General features: G+C 46.5%; 22 protein-coding genes and 2 pseudogenes. 15 read left to right on the top strand and 9 right to left on the bottom strand.

Annotation, left to right across the window (positions count from 1 at the left end):
- From AAGC78_RS10625 to AAGC78_RS10645, 5 genes and pseudogenes are all read left to right on the top strand, one after another.
- Positions 1 to 357 (top strand): annotated as a pseudogene (locus tag AAGC78_RS10625) (carboxy-S-adenosyl-L-methionine synthase CmoA); the annotation flags it as partial.
- Positions 358 to 371: 14 nt separating this feature from the next.
- Positions 372 to 1,349 carry a tRNA 5-methoxyuridine(34)/uridine 5-oxyacetic acid(34) synthase CmoB gene (gene cmoB, locus AAGC78_RS10630; RefSeq protein ID WP_435784055.1) on the top strand — a complete coding sequence of 326 codons (978 nt, stop codon included), beginning with the start codon at positions 372 to 374 and terminating at the stop codon, positions 1,347 to 1,349.
- 433 nt (positions 1,350 to 1,782) lie between these two features.
- On the top strand, positions 1,783 to 3,786 hold the full coding sequence (locus tag AAGC78_RS10635) for a TonB-dependent receptor plug domain-containing protein (protein WP_435784056.1): 2,004 nt from the start codon (positions 1,783 to 1,785) through the stop codon (positions 3,784 to 3,786).
- A gap of 11 nt (positions 3,787 to 3,797) precedes the next feature.
- Positions 3,798 to 5,111, top strand: a complete 1,314-nt coding sequence (locus AAGC78_RS10640; RefSeq protein WP_435784057.1) for an ABC transporter substrate-binding protein — start codon at positions 3,798 to 3,800, stop codon at positions 5,109 to 5,111.
- A gap of 32 nt (positions 5,112 to 5,143) precedes the next feature.
- Positions 5,144 to 6,487 carry a di-heme oxidoredictase family protein gene (locus AAGC78_RS10645; protein WP_435784058.1) on the top strand — a complete coding sequence of 448 codons (1,344 nt, stop codon included), beginning with the start codon at positions 5,144 to 5,146 and terminating at the stop codon, positions 6,485 to 6,487.
- A gap of 53 nt (positions 6,488 to 6,540) precedes the next feature.
- Here AAGC78_RS10645 and AAGC78_RS10650 read toward each other — a convergent pair whose 3' ends face one another.
- Positions 6,541 to 7,083: a flavodoxin gene (locus AAGC78_RS10650; protein ID WP_435784059.1), complete on the bottom strand. Its 543-nt coding sequence runs from the start codon at positions 7,081 to 7,083 to the stop codon at positions 6,541 to 6,543.
- A gap of 149 nt (positions 7,084 to 7,232) precedes the next feature.
- Entirely contained in the window at positions 7,233 to 7,727 is a 495-nt protein-coding gene (locus AAGC78_RS10655) for a Spy/CpxP family protein refolding chaperone (protein ID WP_435784060.1), read from the bottom strand.
- A gap of 189 nt (positions 7,728 to 7,916) precedes the next feature.
- Between AAGC78_RS10655 and AAGC78_RS10660 the strand changes: the two genes are divergently transcribed.
- The 3 genes from AAGC78_RS10660 to AAGC78_RS10670 all read left to right on the top strand — a co-directional run bounded on the left by AAGC78_RS10660 (position 7,917) and on the right by AAGC78_RS10670 (position 11,255).
- Entirely contained in the window at positions 7,917 to 8,624 is a 708-nt protein-coding gene (locus tag AAGC78_RS10660) for a response regulator (RefSeq protein WP_435784061.1), read from the top strand.
- Positions 8,624 to 10,021, top strand: a complete 1,398-nt coding sequence (locus AAGC78_RS10665) for an ATP-binding protein (protein ID WP_435784062.1) — start codon at positions 8,624 to 8,626, stop codon at positions 10,019 to 10,021. Before AAGC78_RS10660 ends, AAGC78_RS10665 begins: the two co-directional genes overlap by 1 nt.
- 301 nt (positions 10,022 to 10,322) lie before the next feature.
- On the top strand, positions 10,323 to 11,255 hold the full coding sequence (locus AAGC78_RS10670) for a GGDEF domain-containing protein (protein WP_435784063.1): 933 nt from the start codon (positions 10,323 to 10,325) through the stop codon (positions 11,253 to 11,255).
- Positions 11,256 to 11,324: 69 nt separating this feature from the next.
- Here the strand turns inward: AAGC78_RS10670 and rluB are convergent.
- From rluB to AAGC78_RS10695, 5 genes and pseudogenes are all read right to left on the bottom strand, one after another.
- Positions 11,325 to 12,203: pseudogene (gene rluB / locus AAGC78_RS10675) on the bottom strand (23S rRNA pseudouridine(2605) synthase RluB); the annotation flags it as partial.
- 295 nt (positions 12,204 to 12,498) lie between these two features.
- Positions 12,499 to 13,440, bottom strand: a complete 942-nt coding sequence (gene scpB / locus AAGC78_RS10680) for an SMC-Scp complex subunit ScpB (RefSeq protein ID WP_435784064.1) — start codon at positions 13,438 to 13,440, stop codon at positions 12,499 to 12,501.
- Positions 13,437 to 14,264 (bottom strand): segregation and condensation protein A, encoded by an 828-nt coding sequence (locus AAGC78_RS10685; RefSeq protein WP_435784075.1) that lies wholly within the window; start codon positions 14,262 to 14,264, stop codon positions 13,437 to 13,439. The genes scpB and AAGC78_RS10685 overlap by 4 nt, the downstream gene beginning before the upstream one ends.
- Positions 14,265 to 14,466: 202 nt before the next feature.
- Positions 14,467 to 15,093, bottom strand: coding sequence for an L-threonylcarbamoyladenylate synthase (locus tag AAGC78_RS10690; RefSeq protein ID WP_435784065.1), 627 nt, complete (start codon positions 15,091 to 15,093; stop codon positions 14,467 to 14,469).
- 71 nt (positions 15,094 to 15,164) lie between these two features.
- Positions 15,165 to 16,001 (bottom strand): PHP domain-containing protein, encoded by an 837-nt coding sequence (locus AAGC78_RS10695; RefSeq protein WP_435784066.1) that lies wholly within the window; start codon positions 15,999 to 16,001, stop codon positions 15,165 to 15,167.
- A 38-nt stretch (positions 16,002 to 16,039) separates the two neighbouring features.
- Between AAGC78_RS10695 and AAGC78_RS10700 the strand changes: the two genes are divergently transcribed.
- From AAGC78_RS10700 to rlmB, 6 genes are read left to right on the top strand one after another with little or no spacing between them, the layout of a single operon-like run.
- The gene (locus tag AAGC78_RS10700) at positions 16,040 to 16,810 is read left to right on the top strand and encodes a VC0807 family protein (RefSeq protein ID WP_435784067.1); all 771 of its coding nucleotides are present in this window, start codon (positions 16,040 to 16,042) and stop codon (positions 16,808 to 16,810) included.
- A 58-nt stretch (positions 16,811 to 16,868) separates the two neighbouring features.
- Positions 16,869 to 17,168, top strand: coding sequence for a YciI family protein (locus tag AAGC78_RS10705; RefSeq protein ID WP_435784068.1), 300 nt, complete (start codon positions 16,869 to 16,871; stop codon positions 17,166 to 17,168).
- Positions 17,169 to 17,204: 36 nt separating this feature from the next.
- Complete coding sequence (locus tag AAGC78_RS10710; RefSeq protein WP_435784069.1) at positions 17,205 to 17,864, top strand: TIGR04211 family SH3 domain-containing protein; 660 nt, start codon at positions 17,205 to 17,207, stop codon at positions 17,862 to 17,864.
- Positions 17,865 to 17,915: 51 nt separating this feature from the next.
- Entirely contained in the window at positions 17,916 to 18,533 is a 618-nt protein-coding gene (locus AAGC78_RS10715; RefSeq protein ID WP_435784070.1) for a peptidylprolyl isomerase, read from the top strand.
- Positions 18,520 to 19,287: a pyridoxine 5'-phosphate synthase gene (locus AAGC78_RS10720; RefSeq protein WP_435784071.1), complete on the top strand. Its 768-nt coding sequence runs from the start codon at positions 18,520 to 18,522 to the stop codon at positions 19,285 to 19,287. Before AAGC78_RS10715 ends, AAGC78_RS10720 begins: the two co-directional genes overlap by 14 nt.
- A gap of 53 nt (positions 19,288 to 19,340) precedes the next feature.
- Positions 19,341 to 20,114, top strand: coding sequence for a 23S rRNA (guanosine(2251)-2'-O)-methyltransferase RlmB (gene rlmB / locus AAGC78_RS10725; RefSeq protein ID WP_435784072.1), 774 nt, complete (start codon positions 19,341 to 19,343; stop codon positions 20,112 to 20,114).
- A gap of 92 nt (positions 20,115 to 20,206) precedes the next feature.
- On the opposite strand, the gene AAGC78_RS10730 is transcribed toward rlmB, so the two are convergent.
- A complete protein-coding gene (locus AAGC78_RS10730; RefSeq protein WP_435784076.1) occupies positions 20,207 to 21,451 on the bottom strand; it encodes an ammonium transporter in 1,245 nt (414 codons plus the stop codon).
- A 472-nt stretch (positions 21,452 to 21,923) separates the two neighbouring features.
- Between AAGC78_RS10730 and AAGC78_RS10735 the strand changes: the two genes are divergently transcribed.
- On the top strand, positions 21,924 to 22,931 hold the full coding sequence (locus tag AAGC78_RS10735) for an MraY family glycosyltransferase (RefSeq protein WP_435784073.1): 1,008 nt from the start codon (positions 21,924 to 21,926) through the stop codon (positions 22,929 to 22,931).
- Here AAGC78_RS10735 and AAGC78_RS10740 read toward each other — a convergent pair.
- A partial coding sequence (locus AAGC78_RS10740) for a UDP-N-acetylglucosamine 4,6-dehydratase family protein (RefSeq protein ID WP_435784074.1) occupies positions 22,917 to 24,154 on the bottom strand: 1,238 nt, incomplete at its 5' end. The genes AAGC78_RS10735 and AAGC78_RS10740 overlap by 15 nt on opposite strands.

The raw sequence follows: 24,154 nt of genomic DNA on the forward strand, positions 1-24,154 counted from the left end.
AATGCATCCATGGCCGTGCTTAATTTCACCCTGCAATTTATTCCGGTCGATGAGCGCTTGGAAATGCTGCGCAATATTTGCGACGGGTTGAATACCGGCGGAGTATTAATTCTCTCCGAGAAAGTAGCATTTGATGATGAACCTCACCAGCAATTGATGACCGAATTGCACCACAACTTCAAACGCGCCAATGGTTATAGTGATCTGGAAATCGCACAAAAACGTGCAGCCATCGAAAACTATCTTATTCCCGAAACACTCGACGCTCACCGCCAACGTTTGCGTCAGGCTGGATTTAGCAGTGTCGATGTTTGGTTTCAATGCTTTAACTTTGCATCATTGATTGCAATTAAATAATTCAGGAAAACGCTGTGTCACGAATTAATTACGATCAATTGCTTGATGCTTTAAAAGATTCACCTTTAGCCAGTTGGGCTGAGCGCCTACCCGAACAAATTGCAGCAGGACTGTGCGAGAAACGCTACGGCGATTTACCGGGCTGGAAAAAGTCGCTCGAAAAATTACCCCAGGTTAATACCACTAGTGTTGCACTGACAGATGAAGTGCGCATAGGTGAAGCTAGTGATTGCACTGAAGAAACCCGCGCAGAAATTCGCGGTGTTTTGCAGGAATTAATTCCCTGGCGCAAAGGCCCTTACTTTGTTCACGACACTCACATAAATACTGAATGGCGCTCGGATTGGAAATGGGATCGTGTATTACCCCATCTCGCTCCATTAAAAGATCGCCTGATTCTCGATGTGGGTTGCGGCAACGGTTATCACTGCTGGCGTATGCTCGGCGCTGGCGCAAAACGGGTAATTGGTATTGATCCATCGCCGCGCTTTATAGTGCAATTCCACATGATCAAACATTTTGCTGGCGCGGATTATCCAGTTGATGTTCTGCCGGTCGGCATTGAAGATGTACCCGAAAAACTACAAGCATTTGATACGGTTTTTTCCATGGGTGTTTTTTATCATCGCCGCTCGCCAATGGATCATCTACTTGAATTGAAAAATACCCTACGCCCTGGCGGACAGCTGGTGTTGGAAACATTGGTGATTGAAGGAAAACTCGGCGACGTATTAGTACCGGAAGGTCGCTACGGCATGATGAACAACGTCTGGTTCTTGCCGAGCTGCGAGACTATGTTGTCCTGGTTGCGCAAAATGGGATTCAATAATCCTCGGGTTGTCGATGTGTGCCCCACGACAACCGAGGAGCAACGCGCAACAGAGTGGATGCGCTTTCACTCGCTACCGGAATTTTTACACCCTGAAGATTCATCGCTAACTGCAGAAGGCCACCCTGCCCCTATACGCGCAGTATTTGTAGCAGAGGCGTGATTGTTTAACGACTGAGCCAAATTCCAGACTGACTTCGGCTCTGAACTTGTGTCGCCATTGAAAAGTTCAGAGCTGAAATCAATTCTGATCACCCCGAATTAACATTTAACCTCTACCGGCAATGCATTGATATGATGCATCCATCACTCCTCTTGCACCAAAAGCTGCAACAAAAAACTCCTCGCCAGCTTATGAATTGGTGCAAAAACAAGCTCCGCTTGTTGGAAAGCGCCTCTTAATCAATCATCCATTGAACATCCCACAAATTTTGCAAATTGGCCTCTTGTTTGCTTTATGTCGGTATATTCTACAGAATATACCGAGTGCAATTTCAACAGTAATGCATTATTGGAATACTTATCTCGGTTAAAAAATTTTAACTATCGATATATACACAAAGATATATCGAACCTTTAAAGACCAAGGAAACATCATGATTCACAAAACACCGCTCTCAACACTTATTGCCAGCCTTATCGCCACAAGCCTGCCATGTATTGCATTTGCCGATGCGCCCAAATTGGAAACTATCGTCGTAACAGCCAACGCGCAGAATACGGAAGACGACAATACCCAGCGCATCAGCATTGAGACCATTCGTGCTTATGACAAAGAAACCGTAGGTGCTGCGCTCAACCTCAGCAGCGGTGTCAGCCTCAGTAAAGTAGGTGCACGCAACGAGGAAATGATTTATGTACGCGGTTTTGATTTGCGCCAGGTACCGGTATTCCTCGACGGAGTTCCTGTGTATGTCCCTTATGATGGCTACGTAGACTTAGGGCGATTCAATACCTTTGGTGTTGCACATATCGATGTAGCAAAAGGGTTCAGTTCATTAATTTACGGCCCCAATACTTTGGGTGGTGCAATCAATTTAGTCAGCCGCAAACCGGGCGAATTATTGGAAGGAGAAATCGGCGCAGGAACAACCTGGGATGACAGTGGCGATAATAACTCTCGCCGGGTTTACACCAACATTGGCAGTAACCAAGGCAGTTGGTATATACAGGCTGGACTTTCTTATTTGGATGTAGATGCTTTTTCCTTATCAGATGATTTTCCTGCGCGACGCTTTGAAAATGGCGATGAGCGTGAGAACAGCTACAGCGAAGACCGCAAATACAGTTTGAAAGTAGCGCTTACGCCTAATGAAACCGATGAATACAGCCTGAGTTATTCATCGCAACAAGGCGAGAAAGGAAACCCTCCTTACGCCGGTGCGATATCCACTATTAATGCTCGTTATTGGCAGTGGCCGGTGTGGGACAAAGACAGTATTTATCTGGTGACTAACACTCAGTGGGATAAAGTCACATTGAAGGTGCGCGCCTATCACGATACTTATCAAAACTCGTTATTCACTTATGATGACGCAACCTACACCACTCAAAATCGTCCGTCTTCGTTTAAAAGTTGGTATGACGATTACACCAACGGTGCAAGTGCACAATTGGATTTTCAGGTAGCTAGCAATAATTTGCTCAAAGCAGCGTATCACTGGAAAGAAGATATTCATCGCGAGCACAACGCAGGTGAACCCTGGCGTAAAACCAGCGACCGCACGCAGTCGCTTGCACTTGAAGATACCCACAATATCACCGACTCATTATCCTTGGTCGCAGGCGTTTCCCACGATTGGCGCGAGAGTCTGGAAGCAGAAGATTACAATGCAAATACTGGTGTAATTTCTGATTTTCCCAAAGGTGACAACAGCGCAAACAATGTAACGCTGGGATTATTTTATCGTGTGTCCGATGAGGGGCGCATTCATTTAACTGGCGCACGTAAACATCGTTTTGCAACTATTAAAGATCGCTTCTCTTATCGCATGGGCAGTGCAATTCCCAACCCGGATCTGCGCAGTGAAGAAGCTGATCACATCGAGTTAGGTTACGAACACAAATTTAATAATCAATTGCGCTGGGACATTGCCGTCTTTCATTCGGAAATCACTGATATGATTCAAGCGATCAGTATTCCTGCCAGTGCTTGTACATCACCACCTTGCTCGCAAATGCAAAATATTGGTGAGGTGCGTGCAACTGGGGCAGATACCGGGCTGCACTATTCTCTTGGCGATGTTCAGTTGGGCGCTGTTTATAGCTATCTTGATCGCGACAACATCACATCCCCTGCCGTACATTTAATTGATACACCACATCATAAGTTTGTAGCTGATTTGCGCTGGAATATTACGCGTGCGTGGAATGTTACTGCCACCACCGAAGCTTCTTCCTCTCGCTACACCACCAGTAACGGTTTACAGCAAACCACTGGCTTTGGTGTGACTAACATAAAAACCGGGTATCGCATTCTTGATGAAAAACTGCTGATCGAAACCGGTGTTCGCAATGCATTTGATCGCTTATATGAATATAGCGAAGGATTTCCGGAAGCTGGCCGCACCTGGTTCCTGCAAGCGAACTACAGCCTTTAGTGGAGCCTGATATGTATTCAACTGTTAATTTAATTCGCCGCCGTTTATTGCAAGGCGCTGCGCTGGCAATTGCCAGTGTAGCGCTACCTTTATACGCAGAACCATTAACACTCACAGTTATGACGAGCTATCCGGCTGATGTTACTTCACGTATGGAAGCCGCATTTGAAAAAGCGCATCCGGATTATCGCTTGCAAATTATTTGGCGTATGCCGCAGGACGCCCTTCCTTATTTGCAACAACCTAAACAAGGTGGTGTGGATGTTTACTGGTCTCCATCACCGCGAACGTTTAACCAACTTAAAACGGAAGGTGCTTTTCGCAAGTTGGATATAGATCTTAATGGTTTGCCAGAGACTATCGGCAAAACGCGCCTGCGTGATAATGAAAAATATTTCACTGCAACTGAAATGGCCGGTTTTGGCTTTGCAATTAATACGCAATCTTTAACAAAGTTGAAAGTTGCCGCACCAAAAACCTGGCGTGACCTTACCAATCCGAAATTATCCGGACAGATCGCAGTTCCCAATCCGGCGCGCGTAGGTTTTGCGCCGGTGCTAATTGATATTCTCTTACAAGGTTATGGCTGGGATGCGGGTTGGGCACTGTGGAGTGAGATCAGCGGCAATGCCGAATTGCTCGAACAAGGCGGTGGTTTTATTAGCGACAAAGTTGGCGCGGGACAAGTGGCAATTGGGTTATCGATTGATTTTTTTATCGCCTCAGCCATTGCCAATGGAGCACCAATCAGTTTTGTGTATCCAGATCGCGGCGGAATTAATCCAGCACACATTGCCATTACTGCAGGAACTGACAAGCTGGATGCAGCAAAAGTTTTTACCGATTTTGTTTTATCTGCACAAGGCCAGTCCCTTCTCACACACGCTGATATCCGCAAACTGCCAGTTCGGCCTTCGATTTATGAGAAGCTATCCGTTGATTACTATCGACCGTTTGCCGCCGCAGAGCGAGGAGAATTAGATTACGACAATGATCGTGGACGCAATCGCTTGGGTATAGTAACCGCGTTGTTTGATCACCATCTTGCATACCGCCATCAAGAGCATTGCGAATTGTGGCAAAAATTGCACACACTGGAAGCAGCAGGTAAACCTCAGGTGGAATTACGCAAGTTACTTACTTCAGTTCCACTATCTGAAACGGAAGCAGCTAATCCCGAATTGCAAAAACAATTTCGTGATCGCCTGGAAGGTGCCAAACCCGAATTGCGAGAAGCTGAACGTCGTTGGCGCGAAGCAACGGATAAGCGCATCGCAGCCGCACAACAATTATTAACTGCACAATTCAAACTATCGGAATTATGACCTTCAAATCAATAAAGATTTTTTTATGTCTGATGGTAGTTGCTAAAACAGCACTGGCCGATGCCGGTGTATCGGCTGGTAAACAGCAAGATCGTCATATCACCAGCAACCAAACTCGCGAAGCTTATGCGCAACCTTTTGCTGGATTAAACGAAGCAGAGCTGGAGAAATTTTTTCGCGGTCGTGCACTCTTTCGCCAAAGTTGGGTAATTGCGCCCGCAAGTGATACAGCTGTCGGTTTGGGGCCGCTCTACAATCGTATTGCCTGCGTTTCCTGCCATCCTAAAAATGGTCGCGGACGAGCACCCGACAGTCCGAACGAGCGCATGCAATCTATGTTGGTTCGTTTATCCGTGCCGGGAAAAAATGCAGTGGGTAGCCCAAAGCCACATCCTCGTTACGGTAATCAGCTAAATGAAGAAGGCGTACCGGGAGTGCCCGGCGAAGGCCGTGCACAATTGCAATGGGAGTATCACGTAGTTGAACTGGCTGATGGAACAAAAATACGTTTACGTAAACCACAGCTTAGTTTTAGTGAATTAAATTACGGGCCTCTTGATAAAGAACAGGAACCAGTATTAACGTCGGCGCGCATAGGCCCAATTGTTTATGGGCTTGGTTTATTGGATGCAGTAAGTGAAAAAGATTTACTCTCGCTCGCTCAGCAGCGAAAACCCGATGGTATCAAAGGCAAAGTTAACCAAGTATGGGATATCGCCAGCCAACAAACCCGTATTGGTCGATTTGGTGTGAAAGCGAATTCAGCCAGTCTGCGCAGCCAAACAGTCGATGCAATGCTTGGGGATTTAGGAATTACGTCCAGCTTATTACCTCACGAAAATTGCTTACCTCATCAACAAGCATGTTTGACTGCATCAAGTGGTGGCTCGCCTGAATTAAAAGATGAGCAGCTTGCATATCTGGAATTTTATTTTCGTTATCTCGCCGTGCCCGCTCGACGCAACATTAATGATGCGCAAGTAAAAGCCGGTGAAAAAATATTTACTGATATTGGCTGCGCAATTTGCCATCGCACAGAAATGAAAACTGCGAAAAATTATCCGCTCCCACATTTAGCAAATCTAACCTTCCAGCCATACACTGATTTATTGCTACATGACATGGGCGAAGGCTTGGCAGATTACCGCCCCGATTTTAAGGCCAGCGGTCGTGACTGGCGCACACCACCGTTATGGGGAGTTGGATTGACGGAGTTTATCAACGAGTACCAATCCTATTTGCATGATGGCCGTGCACAAACTTTAACAGAGGCAATTTTGTGGCATGGAGGTGAGGCAAGGATATCGCGTGAAAGGTATTCGGCGCTAAACCGGGATGACCGCATTGAACTAGAGCAATTTTTATTATCGTTATAACAGACGAGTTTTAATCGAACAAAGCATCCCTGCCTGTTTTAGATTGATGCTAATTAGTCATCCAACATTTCCAGCGGAGAATCCAAACCAAACTCCACATGGATTTGAGTGCACCAGCGATTTAAACGCGCAGCGCTGAGATTTTCTTGTTGGTCTTCGTCCAATGCCAAGCCAACAAACATTCCTGCACCGGCAATTTCTGCTTTTGATGCTTCGAACTCATAGCCCTCAGTTGGCCAGTGGCCAATAATTTCCGGGCCAGTTTGGATAATTACATCGTGCAACATGCCCATGGCGTCAAGGAAATAGTCACCGTAACCAAATTGATCGCCCAAACCAAACAGCGCAACTTGTTTGCCCGAGAAATCTACTGCGGCAATATCGTCCCAAAACTCTTCCCAATCAGACTGTATTTGGCCGAAATCCCATGTGGGAATACCCAGGATAATTTTGTCGTAGTTGGCGAAATCCAACTGGGTCACATCAGCAATATCACGCACATCGACGACATCAGCGCCAAAACGCTGCTGGATACGATAAGCGACACGCTCAGTATTGCCTTCGTCACTACCAAAAAACAGACCTATTTGGGCCACAATAACCTCGGGATACAGAAATAGTAGGATGGTTAAAAACGGCGCGGATTTTCCCAAGATTAGGCTTTTCAAGCAAGCCCGCAAAGCAGATAGCTGAAAACAAATAACCCCGGCGAGCCGGGGTTATCGTTAAGTGAGAGGATTGAGGTTTAGCTTTGTGCAGATTCACGCGCAGCTTTACGCTCGCCCTTACGGTCCTGACGTTTGGCTTTGAGTTCAGCCAGGGTCTGTTTTTGCTCTGCGGTCAGCACAGCAAGGAACGCCTTTTGTGCTTTTGCGCCAGCCAAGGCTTGTTCTGCATGCAATTTCCCAAGCGCATCAGCCAATACGCTGATTTCAGCATCGTTTGCGCCTGAGTTAACAGCAGTTGTCAAAGCCTCACGCGCTTCGAACAGCTTGGCATGAAGCGCCTCGCGGGCAGCTTTATCACTTTCGCGCTGGGCTTTAAGGGTTTCTTTTTGAGCGTCAGTTAAATCAAGCGCTTTGCCAACGTGTCTAAAGTCGCCACCGCCAAAGCCTTCTTGCCCTGCCCATGCATGGTGCCTGCCGTCACGGCCTTTGCCATCGCCGGCCAGAGTTGGCATGGCTATACTGGCAATACTTAACAATAAAATGCCGGTCGCTAAAAATTTGTTCGATTTCATATCATGTTCCTCTGGATGTAATGGACTCACTAATTGTGGTACTCAGTTGAAGACTCCAGAATCAGAGCCAGTGAATTCATTATGGTGGCTATAATGTTAAGATTGGTTAATGAAATCCAAAGAATCATGACTCTCATCTAGGGCTGGTGCACACTCACCGCCTTCCATCACAGGGGACTGTAAATCGCTATGCTTAAAGTTCTTCTCATCGACGACGACAAAGAACTCAGTCAATTACTGAGCGAATATTTGCAAACAGAAGGCTTCGCTATTGATACGGCTTATGACGGTCAAACTGCGCTTGAGCTCGCGTTAAAACAACCCTACTCCGCCATTGTGTTGGACGTAATGTTGCCGATCCGCAATGGTTTTGATGTGCTAAAAAACCTGCGTCAACACAGCCAAACTCCGGTGATTATGCTCACCGCTAAAGGCGATACTGTTGATCGCGTTATTGGTCTGGAAATCGGCGCTGACGATTACTTGTCCAAGCCCTGCGACCCGCGTGAACTGGTAGCACGCATCCGTGCAATTTTGCGTCGCGCTAATCAAAAAGAAGTTACCCCAAGCAGTATTGAGCGTTTGGTATCCGGCAAGCTATCGCTGCATTTAGGTACACGCACAACCACCTGGGATAATCAGGAAGTTCCTCTGACTGGAACTGAATTTAGTGTGCTTGAAATTCTTGTTCGCCGTGCAGGTCAGGTGATCAGCAAAGACGATATGACTGAGCAAGCGCTCAATCGCAAGCTCACGCCTTATGATCGCAGTATCGATGTGCATGTAAGCAACATCCGCAAAAAAATTACCGCGGCTGGCTCCTCAAAGGATTTGATCATTAACGTGCGCGGCGCTGGCTATATGCTGACCATGAATGATGATGAATCCGTAAGTTAATGACGCGTCTTTATTTAAAAATATTTTTTACATTCTGGTTGATTACGGTGGCGATTATTATCGGCACCAATATTGTTGTGCACTGGTTCGACATGACACCAGAGGGCAATTTTCAGCATAGCAGCGGCGCAAGTGACGATGACCCCGCTAAGCGATTGCTGTTTCAATTGGTGGGCAATGCGGTAAATCGCAATACCCGCCAATTAATTCAAGATTTGCGCGCAATGCCCGCTTGGTCGACGCGCTTTGTTTACGCCATCGATAAAGAAAATCGCGATCTGCTCGACCGCCCACTTCCTCCCGGTGTGATGTTTCTCGCCCCGCGCCTAACTTTTAAGCATCCATTCGATAAAGTTCAGGATCGCAATCGCAAATTGTTTGGCCGCTATATCACGCTAAACGACGGCAATAGTGTGAAGCTCATTACGATTTCGTCTGGACGCGATGAAGGACAAGATCGCGATATTATTTGGGAATTATTTCTCGATAATATTTGGCCGCTGTTATTGGTATCTATATTAGTTAGCGGTTCTGCCTGTTTCTTTCTCGCGCGCCATTTCACACGCAGTATTAATACACTGCAAAAAGCCACACACCAAATTGCCCGTGGTGATTTGAGCGTACGTATCAGCGAACAATTTCGTGGTCGCAATGACGAAATCGCTGCGCTTGGTCGCGACTTCGACCACATGACCGCACGACTTGAAAAAGCAATGCAGGAGCAGAAGCGTTTAATTAAAGATGTATCGCACGAATTGCGTACGCCACTTGCACGCTTGCAAATTGCACTCGCGTTGGCGCGGCAGCGTAGTAATGGACTTGTCGATAATGAGTTGGCGCGTATCAAACAAGCTGCTGACTATTTGAACGATATCATCACCGATATTCTCACCTTACCGGTACAGGGCCAGGACAGTTGGGTGTTGGATGACGTATTGGATTTGGTGAGCCTGATGCAAACCTTGATGGATAACTATCAAGCAGAAGCTTACGAAAAAAATATCAACATTCGCTTTAAGTGCTCTTTAGAAGAGGCGCTGGTTGCAACCCACGGCAACATGTTGGTCGGTGTTTTTGAAAACACTCTGCGCAATGCTCTGCTCTATACACCGGAAAACTGTGAGATTTGCATAGTCCTGAGCGAAACCGGAGATGGCGAGCAGTATCGCGTAGAAATAATGGACCAAGGCCCAGGCGTGCCTGATGACGCCCTTGAAGATATTTTCCAACCCTTCTTCCGTACCGATCAAGCGCGCGCGCGCGAAAGCGGCGGATATGGGTTGGGTCTCGCCATCGCGCAGCGCAGCGTTTCGCTTCACCAAGGCCGCATCTGGGCGGAAAACCGCCCGGAAGGCGGACTTAGCCTGGGTGTGCTTCTCCCGCAAATCAAAACCTGAGCAACTCACTTAGCTTACTCAGGTTTTCTCTACCGCTAGCCTTCCGCTGAAAGAACTCTTTGCCGACAATCTTTTGACTGGCGGCAAAACCTTTCCGCTTCCACGAGTGTTTGGCGTGGACTTCCTGACGATAAAATCACCAAACCGTCTTAACTAAATAGTCTATCCAATTGATTAATAACACATTTTAAAATTGAAAATCAGATGGCATGAATTTCGCTAAATGTCAGTCACGGACGCTTAAATATGCAAAAGCGGCAATTAAGCGACGAATAACATTTCAACGTGACAGGTACAGATTATGCGGGACATGACTATGGTGACCAGCGCCCACAAGGCGAGCGGCGCAGGCAGCATTCCTCTCCACCCACTTACACCGGAACAGGAACTCGCCACGCGTGTCCGTCTGGCCCAAGCGCTGCAAATGAGCCTTGATCCGAATGAAGTGCTTAATCTGTTCTATAAACATATCCAGGCAATCGTGAGCGTATCCGGGATTGTATTTAAATTCGCTAACGGCACTACCGACCTGAAAATCGGACGCGAATGCTTACATCATTGCGATTACCGCCTAACTACTGATGAAGGCTATTTGGGCGAAATTATTTTCAATCGCAGCAAACGCTTTGCCGAAACTGAATTACTGACGCTGGAGTTTTTGCTCAGCTCATTGATTTATCCTCTGCGCAATGCAGTTCGCTATCAAACTGCAATGCGCCTGGCATTACTGGATCCATTAACCTTGGTTGGTAATCGTGCCGCATTGGATTCAGCCCTTCGCCGCGAGCTGCAAATGGCGGAACGCCACCAGCATGACTTGTCTTTATTGATGGTTGATGTGGACTTTTTCAAAAGAATTAATGATGACTACGGCCATCACCGCGGCGACCTAGTGCTGTGTGAAGTGGCCAAGGTAATTCAATCTGCTTGCAGGGGTTCTGATATTACCTTCCGTTACGGTGGTGAAGAATTTGTTGTGGTACTCGGAAAAACCGATGCAGACGGAGCAAAAATAATTGCGGAGCGCATTCGTCAGCAAATTGCGGAAACTCATATCGCTTACAACGGCAAAAATATCAGCGCCACTGTAAGTATTGGTATCGCGACACGCCATCAAAACGAAAAAGAACATATCAATGATTTATTTGAACGTGCCGATAAGGCGCTGTACGCAGCGAAAGAATCCGGCAGAAATCGTGTCATTAGCAGTGATGAATTACTAATTCGTGTGTGAAAGCAAAATACAGCCGCATAAAAAAACCACGCAGAAATGCGTGGTTTTTTTATTTCGCTGGGATAGTTGTTACTCAACTATTGGCGGACGCTTACGCGCAGGAGCTTTTGTACGGCGCGGAGCTGCTGATGCAGCACGCAATTTCTTGTCGTGACGTTCGCGTTGGGCGGCCTCATCACGCGTTGGCTCCATCATGCGGGTGTAAGTCGAGCTGTCAAAACCTGCCGTCATACACAAATCCTGAATTTCACGCTCGGTGAGATCTGTCCACTGACCAACACGTACATGGGAAGGAATAAAAATGTTCGCATAGCGCACACGCTTCAAGCGACTTACTTTTACGCCTTGCGACTCCCATAAACGACGTACTTCGCGGTTGCGCCCTTCCATTACCACACAATAGAACCAGCGGTTTTTACCTTCGCCGGCACCATCCACGATGTCAGTAAAGCGAGCGACACCATCATCAAGCTCTACGCCTTTTAACAAACTCTGGCGCATATCATCAGTCACTTCACCTTGAATACGCACAAGATACTCGCGATCGATCACTGATGACGGGTGCATCAATTTATTGGCCAGCTCTCCATCATTGGTAAACAACAAAAGGCCACTGGTATTGAAATCGAGTCGGCCAACTGAAATCCAACGCTCACCTTTTAATGCAGGCAAATGATCGTAAACAGTTGGGCGACCTTCCGGATCAGAGCGCGAACAAATTTCGCCTTCTGGTTTGTTATACAGAATAACGCGACGGCGAGTGAGTTCACTGCGCAAGACAACACGCTGGCCGTTTACAAAAATTTTATCTTGTGAGGTAACTCTATCGCCCAGGCTGGCGATTTTGTCATTCACTTTTACTTGCCCCGCCTCAATGGCTCGCTCCATTTCCCGACGCGAACCTATGCCAGCGCGAGCGAGCACTTTCTGTAGTTTTTCATCGCTCGGAGTACTGGAGGCAACTGCCTTTCCATCAGCATCCGGAGCTGCTTTTTGCTTGGCAGAATGGGCAGACTTTGGAGCAGGTTTTCCCGCTGATTTTGCAGGTCTATTGCCAGAGGGGCGCTCGCTCGCGGATCTATCGCTTGCATCGCGTTTTTTAGTTGAATTGTCTTTTGCTGATTTACCAAAAGCTGCTTTTTTTTCTGCAGGTTTTGATTTACCGGCAACTACTGGCTTCACAGCCTTGGTAGGTTTTTCAGGTTTATCCTGGTTGATTTTCTTCACCATAGGTTTTTAGCAGCTATACGCTGCGGGGTTCTTCTTCATCGTCACTTGTCGTTTCAGCTGAAGCATCAGTTGCTACTGGTTCATCATCTGCATCGACAAAAGCATCTTCACCATCGACAAAACCTTCTTCGTAGAGGGTGTCCTCGGCACTGGATATTTCTGCAGTGCCGGTATCGTCTACGCTCTCTTCTGAAACCGTGGTAGCGGTGGTTTCATCAGGGATCGGCGGATCGGTATCTTTCTCGCCCAAGCCTGCCTCGCCCAAATCCAATACCGGATTCAATTCATCTAAATCGCGGATTTCACTGAGCGAAGGCAATTCGTCCAGATTTTTCAAATTAAAATAATCGAGAAACTGGCGTGTAGTCGCAAACAGCGAAGGCCGTCCGGGAACATCGCGATGCCCAACAACTTTTACCCAGTCGCGCTCCAGTAACGTTTTCATAATATGCGAGCTAACCGCAACGCCACGAATCTCTTCAATATCACCACGGGTAATCGGCTGGCGATAAGCAACGAGCGCCAATGTTTCGAGTAGTGCACGCGAATATTTTTGCGGCTTTTCTTCCCACAGGCGATTAACCCAGGGAGCAAGATTATCCCGCACCTGAAAGCGCCAGCCGGAGGCTACTTCTTTCAATTCAAAGCCGCGCTCTGCGCTGGCGGCTTGGATATCGACCAGTGCTGCGGCGATTTCTTCCTTACTCGGCGCGACTTCTTCATCAAACAATTCGAGCAGGCGTGCAATTGTCATAGGTTGACCTGCCGCCAATATCGCACCTTCGATAATCTTGCGCAGTAGCTCGGCATCAACAGGCATCTGGGTTACAGGTACGGTTGCGGATTCCTCAGTGTCGGACTCCTCATGGGAAGCATGCGATTCTTCGCCCAGTTCAACGGATGAATCCATATCCTCATCGAGAGAATCGTCAGTGATATCAATTTCGTTTGTCATTGTGTTCTGGCTTTAACATGAATAGGTGCAAACGATTCACTTTGAACAATTTCCACCAGCGATTCCTTAATCAATTCCATCACCGCAAGAAAGGTGACGACCACGCCAAGGCGCCCTTCTTCCGCCTTGAACAAACTAACAAAAGGTACAAAGTGTTGATGCGCTAACGTATCCAGCACCTGCGCCATACGTTCGCGTGTGGAGAGTTTTTCTTTGGATACATGATGGCTCTCAAACATATCGGCGCGGCGCAACACTTCCGACAGCGCCAGCAGCAGTTCTTGCAATTCCACATCCGGGTCAAGACGTGTGAGGCTGCGATCGGGGCCAGCGGCAGTAACCGGAAAAACATCGCGCGACACACGCGGCACCTGATCCAGATCGACAGCAGCTTGCTTAAAGCGCTCATATTCTTGCAAGCGACGAATCAACGACGCGCGCGGATCTTCCTCTTCCTCATGCTCCTCCGAAGAACGCGGAAGCAACATGCGTGATTTAATCTCGGCCAGCATTGCGGCCATCACCAGATATTCCGCCGCCAATTCAAACTGATGGGTTTCCATCAGCTCAACATACGCCATGTACTGGGAGGTGATCTCCGATACATTGATATCCAGAATATCGATATTTTGGCGACGAATCAGATAAAGCAATAAATCCAGCGGCCCCTCGAACGCCTCAAGAAATACCTCAAGTGCATCTGGCGGAATATATAAATCCTGCGGCAACTGGGTATAAGCCTTGCCATGCACTACGGCAAATGGCATCTCACCTTGTTGAGGCCCCTTGGACTCATGTGCTGCTTCCTGACCGTCAGTGCTTATAGCAGCATCCGGCGCTGCGTCCTGAGGAGAGGCAAGCTCTTGAGGCTCTTTGGATTCGAGGGTTTCGCTCACGCAAGGTAACTCACAAGTAGATAGACTGGCTGCTCAGCCTGAGGCCGCAGCGAATAAGGGCGGCATTATAGCCATTTCAGCTGGCGCCGGACAGCATAGATATCCATCTGGCAACTTCTTTATACATCAATTAGTTAGGATCAAAAGGCGAGAAATCCCCTTTGCCTTGGCGCACCAGTTGTGGAAGCTGATCTGTAAGGTCGATAACAGTGGTCGGCTCAAGCCCGCAATAACCACCATCGATCACCAATTCAACAAAGTGCTCAAGTGTATCGCGAATATCGTAAGGGTCGGTCATCGGAAATTCTTCGCCCGGCATAAGTAAGCTGCTGGTCATCAGCGGCTCACCCAGTTCTGCCAATAACGCCAGTGCAATCGGGTTATCAGGCACACGTAACCCTATGGTTTTACGCTTTGGATGCAAAAGGCGACGTGGCACTTCTGCCGTCGCTTCGAGAATAAAGGTATAGGCGCCTGGGGTGTGATTCTTAATCAGCCTAAATGCTTGATTGTCTACGCGCGCATATGTCGCAAGCTCGGAAAGATCTCTGCACATCAGCGTAAAGTTATGATTTTTATCGAGTTTTCTTAGCGAGCGAATCCGCTCAAGCGCATCTTTATCGCCAATATGGCAACCGAGGGCATAGGCCGAATCAGTTGGATACACCACCACTCCGCCCTTGCGAATAATGTCAGCCGCCTGAACTATCAGGCGGTGCTGCGGGTTTTCTGCATGGATTTGGAAAAATTGGGCCATAATTTTGCTCCTTACAACAATCTACCGATCATACATATAGACAGGGTAGAACAGAGAATGTCTTATTGATGTTATTGGGGATAACCTAGTAGTTCCCACACAGGTTTCACGTGCGCAGGCAAATGACCGAAACTGCCCAGCTCCTGCCAAGGCTGATCGGGGATATGAAAATCAGAACCGCATGAAGCATGCAATGAATAGCTGCTAGCGATACGCAGTAAATCTTCTGTTAAAGCCGCTTGCTGCAAACCGCTGATCACCTCCAATGCATCGCCACCTGCAGCGGCAAATGAACTGATCAAAGCGCACATTTTTGTTCGCGTCAGCTCATATTTTGCAGGGTGTGCGAGCACGGCAACTCCGCCAGCAGCGTGAATCCATTCAATTACCTGATCCATCAACGGCCATTGATATTTCACATCGGCAGGCTTGCCTGCGCCGAGATATTTTTTGAACGCTGCATTAATGTTTTTGACTGCACCAATCGCCACCAAATACTGGGCGAAATGCGGGCGCCCGAGAATTGCGCTCCCCGCGATTTCTTGCGCACCAGCCAAAGCGCCAGGAAAACCAGCTTTGGATAGACGATCAGCAATTGCTATTGCTCGCGCACTACGGGCCTGCTCCTGAAACTCCACCGCAGCGATCAGCGCAGGAGACGAAACATCAACGCCAAGACCAACAATATGTACGCCGCCCTTGCCCCATTGGCTGGAAAATTCGATGCCGTTTATCAAGGTGATCCCTGATTCCAATGCGGCTTTTTGTGCAATACCAAGACCAGCTATGGTATCGTGATCCGTAATTGCCAACACTGACACGCCGCGCTCTTTCGCACGCGCAATCACGGCCTCCGGGCTAAGCAACCCGTCAGAAAAATGAGTATGGCAATGCAGATCAAATATCACTCAAACCCCACACGACAAGTACATCACCAGGATTGGTCATGACCGACGATAGCACTGAAAAGAATGTGAGCATGTTAGCTGATAAACCAAGTGTAGAGCCCACAAATTCACGACCAAAGCCGAAAAAAGAAAGTTTTTGGGCCAACCTTTTGATGAATATCGTCATTCCGACGCTGATTTTGACCAAGCTCAGCGGCGACGATTATCTCGGCGCAACCTGGGGACTAATTGTTGCCCTCGCCTTTCCTATCACTTACGGGTTGCGCGACTTTATTATCAATAGAAAAATTAATGTGTTTTCCGCATTGGGAATTGTCAGTGTGTTACTCACCGGCGGGCTTAGCCTATTACATTTACCACCTGAGTATTTCGCAATCAAAGAGGCTGCAATTCCCGGCATTTTAGGCTTGGTCACACTGTTTTCTATCAAAACGCGCTATCCATTGGTGAAGACGTTTATCTATAACGACAAGGTACTGAAAATTAATAAGGTGGACGTTGCGCTTCAAGAACATGGCAATCAAAAGCATTTTGAACGCACTTTAACCAATGCATCATTGATGATTGCCGCCTCTTTCTTTTTGTCATCCGTATTGAATTATGTATTGGCGAAAATAATTCTGGTCAGTCAGCCCGGAACCACAGAATTCAACGCAGAATTGGGTAAAATGACCGCCCTCAGCTATCCCATAATCGCCCTTCCAATGATGATTATCATGATGGGCACATTGTTTTATGTGTTTCGTAGCATTCGCTTGCTGACACATCTAACACTGGAAGAAGTTATTAATGATGGTAGCGACAATTAACTAGCGCGCGCTTATTTCGCGCAAAATGCGCAATTGATCTTATTCAAGAGAGAGTTACATGCTTTACGCCATAATCAGCGAAGATGTTTTAAATAGCCTTGAAAAACGCAAAGCTGCGCGCCCTGCCCATCTTGCCCGTTTGCAGCAATTGAATGATGAAGGCCGACTCTTTGTTGCAGGGCCACACCCTGCAATCGATAACAATGATCCAGGTGAAGCCGGCTTTACCGGCAGCTTGGTAATTGCAGAATTCGCGTCTCTGGAACAAGCGCAAACATGGGCAGATGCAGATCCCTATATTGCTGCAGGTGTTTACGCCAAAGTTGTCGTAAAACCCTTTAAGAAAGTTTTGCCTTAAGTTTTTTCTTTTTCATTTTTAAGGATTGGAGCAACTGTGAAAAAAATTTCCTTGCTTGGCTGTACGCTATCAATTTTCACCTTGTCACTCATTAATGTGCCTGCCATTGCCGCAGACAAATATGTCTCAGATGTTATCTATATCCCCGTGCGCAGTGATAAAGCCCCTCAAGCCAGCATTTTGCAGCAAGGCGTAGCAAGCGGGACCAAATTGAGTTTTATTCGCGAGGAAACCGGCAGCGATAACAATCTCTGGTCACTCGTCACGACTCCAGATGGTACAGAAGGTTGGGTGCGCAGCCAGAACCTTACCGACAAACCTACTGCAGCATTGCAACTGGCAGCCCTGTCTGGATCATCACGTGATGTTGTCGGTTTGCAAACTGAAAATACCCAACTCAAATCGCAACTGGAAAAAATCCAGCAAGAGCATCAACAATTGCTCGCAGACACTGAAGACATGCGTCAGGCAGCTACTACTGCGTTTAACCTGGAAGAAGAACATCAGCGTATGCTGAAAGAAAATCAACTGCTTCAAACTAATGCCGACGTACTCAAAGCAGAGAATGAAAAATTAAAAGATAACGACAACTTCAACCAATGGGTCTACGGTGGAGGCCTGATTTTTGGTGGCGTTTTGCTTTCTTTTATTCTGCAGGCATTTGGTCGTCGTAAGCGCAGATCAGAGTGGCGCTAAGAGTTTAAAGTCATGCTGAATCGCATTGTTAAATTAGCATTGGGCTTCTGTTTGATTGCAGCAGCAGATTTACGTGCAGCCGAAAACATTATGGTTGCAGTCAAAACCGACTTGGGCGTTTTCGTGGTAGAAACATATCCCGATGCAGCGCCGGAAACGGTGAAGAACTTTTTAGGTTACGTAGATAGTAACTTTTACGAGAACACTATTTTCCACCGTATTATTCCCGGGTTTCTTGTGCAAGGCGGTGGCATCACATCGGACTTTGTTGAAAAACCAACGCGCAATCCTGTAGTTAATGAGTCGATTAATGGGCTTAGAAATGACTACAAAAGCATTGCAATGGCAAGAGAGCATGATCCGAATAGTGCCACCGCACAGTTTTATGTGAACCTGAAAAGTAATCCGGAATTCAACGCAACTCAAACCCGACCTGGCTATACCGTATTTGGAAAAGTCATCGTGGGCATTGAAGTGCTTGAAAAAATTGCTCAATCTCCTCGCGGAAGATTAAAAATGCTACCGGAGGCGCCCGATTACATCATTCGCATATTAAGCACATCACGTATTGATGCAGCCTCCTTGCGCACCTTGCTTGAATCGCAAAATGCGCCAAAACCATCCGCTTTTAAAGATGCATTGGTGGTACCCATTAATGATCAACAATAACCGCACGGCCCTCAGCGTTAATCTCAATAAAATTGCACTGATCCGAAATTCGCGCCCCGGCAACTATCCAAATGTGGTTAGTCATGGCGAGCTTTGCATTGCATCTGGCGCAGACGGTTTAACTGTTCATCCGCGTCCGGATCAGCGCCATATTCGTCCGCATGATGTTTATGAGCTAAGCGAGCTGGTAAAAGGTCATCCCGGTATTGAATTTAATATTGAGGGAAATCCTTACGCAGAATCCATGGGAGATTTCCCCGGCTTTATTAAATTAGTTAATGATGTCCGCCCGCACCAATGTACTTTGGTTCCTGATTCAAATGACCAACTCACATCTGACCACGGATTTAATTTAAAAACGAGCGGAGAAAAACTTCGCCCACTAATTCGTGAGTTGCAAGACAACGGTGTGCGAGTCAGTTTATTTATGGATCCGGATATCGAGCAGATAAGTCTGGCGAAAGACATTGGCGCCGACAGAATTGAGTTATACACCGGCCCTTATGCAGAAGCGCATAAGCTTAATAGCCCTGACCTTGATGCACTCTTCCAAACGTATTTGGCAGCAGCAGTTCATGCGCAAAAGATTGGTATTGGTTTAAATGCCGGTCACGATCTTAATCTTGAAAATCTAGCGCACTTTCGCCAGATTCCAGCTTTACTTGAAGTATCCATTGGCCACGCATTAATCGTTGATGCTATCGCAATGGGGTTAACTAACGCAGTACAAGCTTATAAAGCCCTCTGCAGTTAATTATTTCATTGTAACCTTCATATATCCTTCTACTTTTGCGCAAGTAAATCAGCATGAACAAACCCCGCGACGATAGCCCCGCCTATCTGGAAAAAAAACGTTTTTTTGATTCACTGATGACAGTCTACGGTCGCAAAACTGTACTGGAAGCTCTGCAAGATCCAGCTACGTTTATTTACCGTTTGCACCTGGCCAGTAGCAATAAGTCAGCGGATATTCTCGAGGAGATAATCTCACTTGCAAAACAAAAAGGCGCTGAGATTATTTATCACGATCGACAAGCTTTATCCCGCATTTCGAAAAATGCATCCCAGGATCAAGGCGTTGCAGCTGATCTGCAATTACGTGGCTACAAGCTTTATGACGAATTTCTTGCTGAGAATAGCGGAAAGAATTACACATTACTTGCGCTTGATGGAGTTCAAAATCCACAAAATTTGGGAATGATAATTCGCTCAGCGTGCGCAGGAAATATTGACGGGGTATTACTGCCGCAAAAAGGTAATGCCCAAATTGATCCGCTGGTTATTAAGGCGAGCGCGGGCACTGTGTTCCGAGCCCCTTTACTGCGCTGCAAAGACTTGACTCAAGCCTTACAAGATTTTAAAACAGGTGGCGCAGTCATTTGTGCCCTTTCATCGCACGCGACAACAGAACTAAAAAAGTTTACCCCAAAGTCAGCATGTATTTATGTTTTGGGCAACGAATCGGAAGGCGTTTCAAATGAGGTGACTCGCCTTTGCAACGAACAGGTTTACATCCCTATGAACAATGGTGTTGAGTCACTGAACGTTGCCGTTACTGCAGCATTGATTGCTTTTCGGTAAGCGCACTGACATCAAGAAATTAGCTTCCTGATAAAAGAAACACAAACAAAAAGAGGCGCAATAGCGCCTCTTTTTATCTGGAGAAAAAGCTGTTACAGCTTATAACCGTCTTCTTCATGCAAACTCAAATCAAGACCAATGGTCTCTTCTTCTTTAGTAACACGCAATCCTGAAGTAAACACACCGGTAACTTTGAGCAAGATATAAGTCACTATAGCAGTGTAAACAAAGGTTACCACTACGCCTAACAACTGCACACCTAATTGCTCGCTCATAGAATTAATCCCGCTCGCAAAACCTTGACCGCTGAAGGTGCCAAGTTCAGTCGAGGCAAACACTCCTGCGAGAATGGTACCTAATACACCACCAATTCCGTGCACCGGAAACACGTCAAGCGAGTCGTCAATTTTCCACACACGCTTAACCAATTGTGTCATCACGAAACAAATGATACCGGCCAATAAACCAATAACCAAAGCGCCGCCTGGCCCAACATAACCAGATGCAGGGGTGATAGTTCCAAGACCAGCAACCATACCGGTTACGATACCCAACACGCTTGGTTTTCTAAAGCGCATCCATTCAATTGCCATCCACGCAAGAGCACCCGCTGCTGCTGATATGTGCGTAACCAGCATCGCCATCGCCGCATTACCGTTGGCAGCCAACGCGCTACCAGCATTAAAACCAAACCAGCCAACCCAGAGCATGCCGGCACCAGTAACAGTCATTGTCATGTTATGTGGTGGCATTGCAGTTGTCGGGAAGCCGTTACGCTTGCCGATAACAACGGCGGCAACGAGTGCAGCAACACCCGCAGTAATGTGCACAACTGTACCGCCAGCAAAATCCAGCAAACCTTTGTTGTATAGCCAGCCTGAACCTGACCAAACCCAATGACACACCGGGATATAAACGGCAAACAACCAAAGAGCAGAAAAGATAAGCATTGAAGAAAACTTCATCCGCTCTGCGAAGGCTCCCACGATCAACGCTGGAGTAATAATCGCAAATGTCATTTGATACATCGCATGCAGACTGAGGGGAATATCGCCCGACAAAGCGTCCTCGGTGATGCTCGCCATGAACACCATACTAAAATCACCGATCCAGGCATTACCGGTCCCGAAAGCAAGACTGTAACCTGCAATTAACCAGAGGATTGATACCAAACATGCAATCGCGAAGCATTGCATAAGCACCGACAGAATATTTTTAACTCGAACCAAGCCACCATAAAACAGTGCCAACCCAGGTAGAGTCATAAACAAAACCAATGCGGTGGAAGTCAGAATCCATGCCGTATTGGCACTATTAATGGTTGGCTCTTGCGCCATGACAGCCTGACTGCTGACTGCGAGCAAGCTCCCAATTAGCGTTAGTAGTGTGAAACCTATCTTCTTCATAGTAACCCCATGAGTGATTATTTTAGTTTGTTGAGTAATTCGCTTATCGATTAAATAACTGCCCTATTTTGATACGGTTGGTATTTGTTCAATGCATGAAGTATAGGAAAGAACCTTCAAACCAAACAATATCCGCACACTATCGGGGCAAAAAACCAATAAAATTAGATAAAAACAAAAATGAACCACAAAATAGCAAATATTGAACCACAATATTTTTCTCATTGCTTTTCAATAACATATGTATTTTTTATCACTCATCACAAAATAAAAACGCACCATATGGCATCACTAAAATATTTAGTGACCAATATTGGTGCCGCCGTAAAAGCCAACAAGATATCCCTGCATCGCGAAAGCTAAGTTACAATTACGCATTTACGAATTAGTTAAGGGCTTTTCAGTGACCAAATGGTTAATTCTTTTCATCCTACCGCTACTAAGCTCACTAATACTTTGTCGACTGATCATTGTTCTTCTTGGGCGCCGCCTGCTGGATACACCTAATAGTCGCAGCTCGCATACATCACCAACCCCACGTGGAGGCGGAATTGCTTTAGCTGCCTCATCTGTAATTGCGACCATAGCGGCTTGGAAGTTCGGATATATAAGTTCGCCAGCACTTTTTTGGTTTTTAATTCCGGGAGGAATTGTTGCTCTGCTTGGAATTGCAGACGACTTATTTAGCTTGGGTGTCGGGATACGATTAATTGTCCAGATTGTGCTTGCTGGATTAGGCATTGCCTTTATTGGAGTGACGACCGAGCTATCTCTTGCTGCGAAGGGGCTAACTGTATTAATACTAATTTTGTTTCTGGTATGGATGACTAACTTATATAACTTCATGGATGGAATTAACGGTTTGGCAGCACTTGAAGCTATCAGTGTCTGCATTGGTATGGGATTGATTTATTCTATTGAGGATACAAATAGAGAATCGCTTTGCTTGATGATAATTATTTCGGCAAGCGCTCTCGGATTTTTGTATTGGAACTTCCCAAAAGCAAAAATTTTCATGGGCGATTCTGGAAGTCTTTTTCTGGGGATTAGCTTTGGATTATTAGCAATAAAAAATGTGGGAGAGAATAATAATCTTGTTGCCGCCTGGCTAATAATGCTCGGAGTTTTTATTGTCGATGCCAGCTATACACTTTTTGTCCGCCTGATAACCAAACAAGCTTTTCATCAGGCTCATCGAACGCACGCGTATCAAATAGCAGCAATTCAATTCAATTCACACACACGTACGACATTTGCAGCTATTGCCATTAATTTATTATGGCTCTTTCCTTTGGCTCTATCCGTATCAATGGGCAACCTGCACCCTATAATTGGACTGACTATCGCCTATGCCCCGTTACTTATACTTACAAAAAAATATAATGCCGGGATTCAATCAACCAGTACGTAACACTTTACTAGTGTCGGGCAACTCTGGAGCATCCACCAGATACCCCGTTGGCACATCTAGCAATAACGATTTGATTAACTCACCATTATTTCTTTCGCAAGCAGCAGCTAAACGAGCCAAAAATAGCTCCATCTCTTTCCAGGAGATAAATTGCTCCATCGCCCGAAAGATTCGACTATGATCAGTAGGGGAAACGTTATCCCCTATCAAAAGCTCCTCAAATAACTTCTCACCAGGGCGCAGGCCAGTATAAGTGATGCCTATATCGCCGCTTCTATTGTGCTCATCCCTAACCGTGAGTCCCGAAAGACTAATCATTCGCTTGGCTAGATCAACGATTTTTACCGGCTCACCCATATCAAGCACAAAAACGTCGCCACCATGCCCCATGGTGCCAGCTTGAATAACCAACTGCGCAGCTTCGCGAATGGTCATAAAATAACGAATAATATCTGGATGAGTGACTGTTACAGGCCCCCCTTCTTTAATCTGCTTGCGGAATAGTGGCACTACAGAACCAGAAGAACCCAAAACATTCCCGAAGCGAACCATCACAAAACGGGGTTGCTCCTGCTTTTGAGCAAGACTTTGTAGAATTAACTCAGCCAATCTTTTTGATGCACCCATGACATTTGTCGGGCGAACTGCCTTATCTGTAGAAACAAGTACAAATAATTCAACATTAGCTTTTATGGCCGCTTCCGCACAAAGTAGCGTACCAAAAACATTATTTTTCATTCCCTCAACACAATTACTTTCAACCAAAGGAACATGCTTGTAGGCGGCCGCATGATAAATTGTTTGAACCTCATTAAGCGCCATCACCGAATCTAGCAGACGGGAATTTTGAACAGAACCAAGCAGTGCCACGAGCTCCACTTGATCTATGTTTTTTTCACTGAGCTCCCGCTCGATGCTGTACAGACTAAATTCATTATGATCAAGCAGTATCATTTTCTTCGGCTTTAGCTCAATAATTTGTCGGCACAACTCTCCACCGATCGAGCCCCCTGCGCCAGTAATCAATACAACTTTATTAAAAATAGAACCGTCCATTAGCTCCTGCATAGGCTGAACACTATCTCGCCCTAACAAATCATCTATCTCAACATCACGAATATTTTCTATTCGAGCTTTGCCTGAAAGAATGTCAGCAAACTCAGGAATCGTTTGCACATTGACATGGTATTTTTCGAGCTTTTTTATAATATCAAGCCTAGCAC

The organism is Cellvibrio sp. (genome assembly GCF_039207905.1).
Lineage (GTDB): Bacteria > Pseudomonadota > Gammaproteobacteria > Pseudomonadales > Cellvibrionaceae > Cellvibrio.

Bases quoted from the DNA above. Each gene is read 5' to 3' on its own strand.
- AAGC78_RS10700 (WP_435784067.1), top strand. From the start codon at position 16,040: ATGACCGACGATAGCACTGAAAAGAATGTGAGCATGTTAGCTGATAAA.
- AAGC78_RS10640 (WP_435784057.1), top strand. From the start codon at position 3,798: ATGTATTCAACTGTTAATTTAATTCGCCGCCGTTTATTGCAAGGCGCT.
- AAGC78_RS10660 (WP_435784061.1), top strand. From the start codon at position 7,917: ATGCTTAAAGTTCTTCTCATCGACGACGACAAAGAACTCAGTCAATTA.
- AAGC78_RS10665 (WP_435784062.1), top strand. From the start codon at position 8,624: ATGACGCGTCTTTATTTAAAAATATTTTTTACATTCTGGTTGATTACG.
- rlmB (WP_435784072.1), top strand. From the start codon at position 19,341: ATGAACAAACCCCGCGACGATAGCCCCGCCTATCTGGAAAAAAAACGT.
- AAGC78_RS10645 (WP_435784058.1), top strand. From the start codon at position 5,144: ATGGTAGTTGCTAAAACAGCACTGGCCGATGCCGGTGTATCGGCTGGT.
- AAGC78_RS10655 (WP_435784060.1), bottom strand. From the start codon at position 7,727: ATGAAATCGAACAAATTTTTAGCGACCGGCATTTTATTGTTAAGTATT.
- AAGC78_RS10670 (WP_435784063.1), top strand. From the start codon at position 10,323: ATGCGGGACATGACTATGGTGACCAGCGCCCACAAGGCGAGCGGCGCA.
- AAGC78_RS10720 (WP_435784071.1), top strand. From the start codon at position 18,520: ATGATCAACAATAACCGCACGGCCCTCAGCGTTAATCTCAATAAAATT.
- AAGC78_RS10690 (WP_435784065.1), bottom strand. From the start codon at position 15,093: ATGGCCCAATTTTTCCAAATCCATGCAGAAAACCCGCAGCACCGCCTG.
- AAGC78_RS10730 (WP_435784076.1), bottom strand. From the start codon at position 21,451: ATGGCGCAAGAGCCAACCATTAATAGTGCCAATACGGCATGGATTCTG.
- AAGC78_RS10705 (WP_435784068.1), top strand. From the start codon at position 16,869: ATGCTTTACGCCATAATCAGCGAAGATGTTTTAAATAGCCTTGAAAAA.
- scpB (WP_435784064.1), bottom strand. From the start codon at position 13,440: ATGACAAACGAAATTGATATCACTGACGATTCTCTCGATGAGGATATG.
- AAGC78_RS10635 (WP_435784056.1), top strand. From the start codon at position 1,783: ATGATTCACAAAACACCGCTCTCAACACTTATTGCCAGCCTTATCGCC.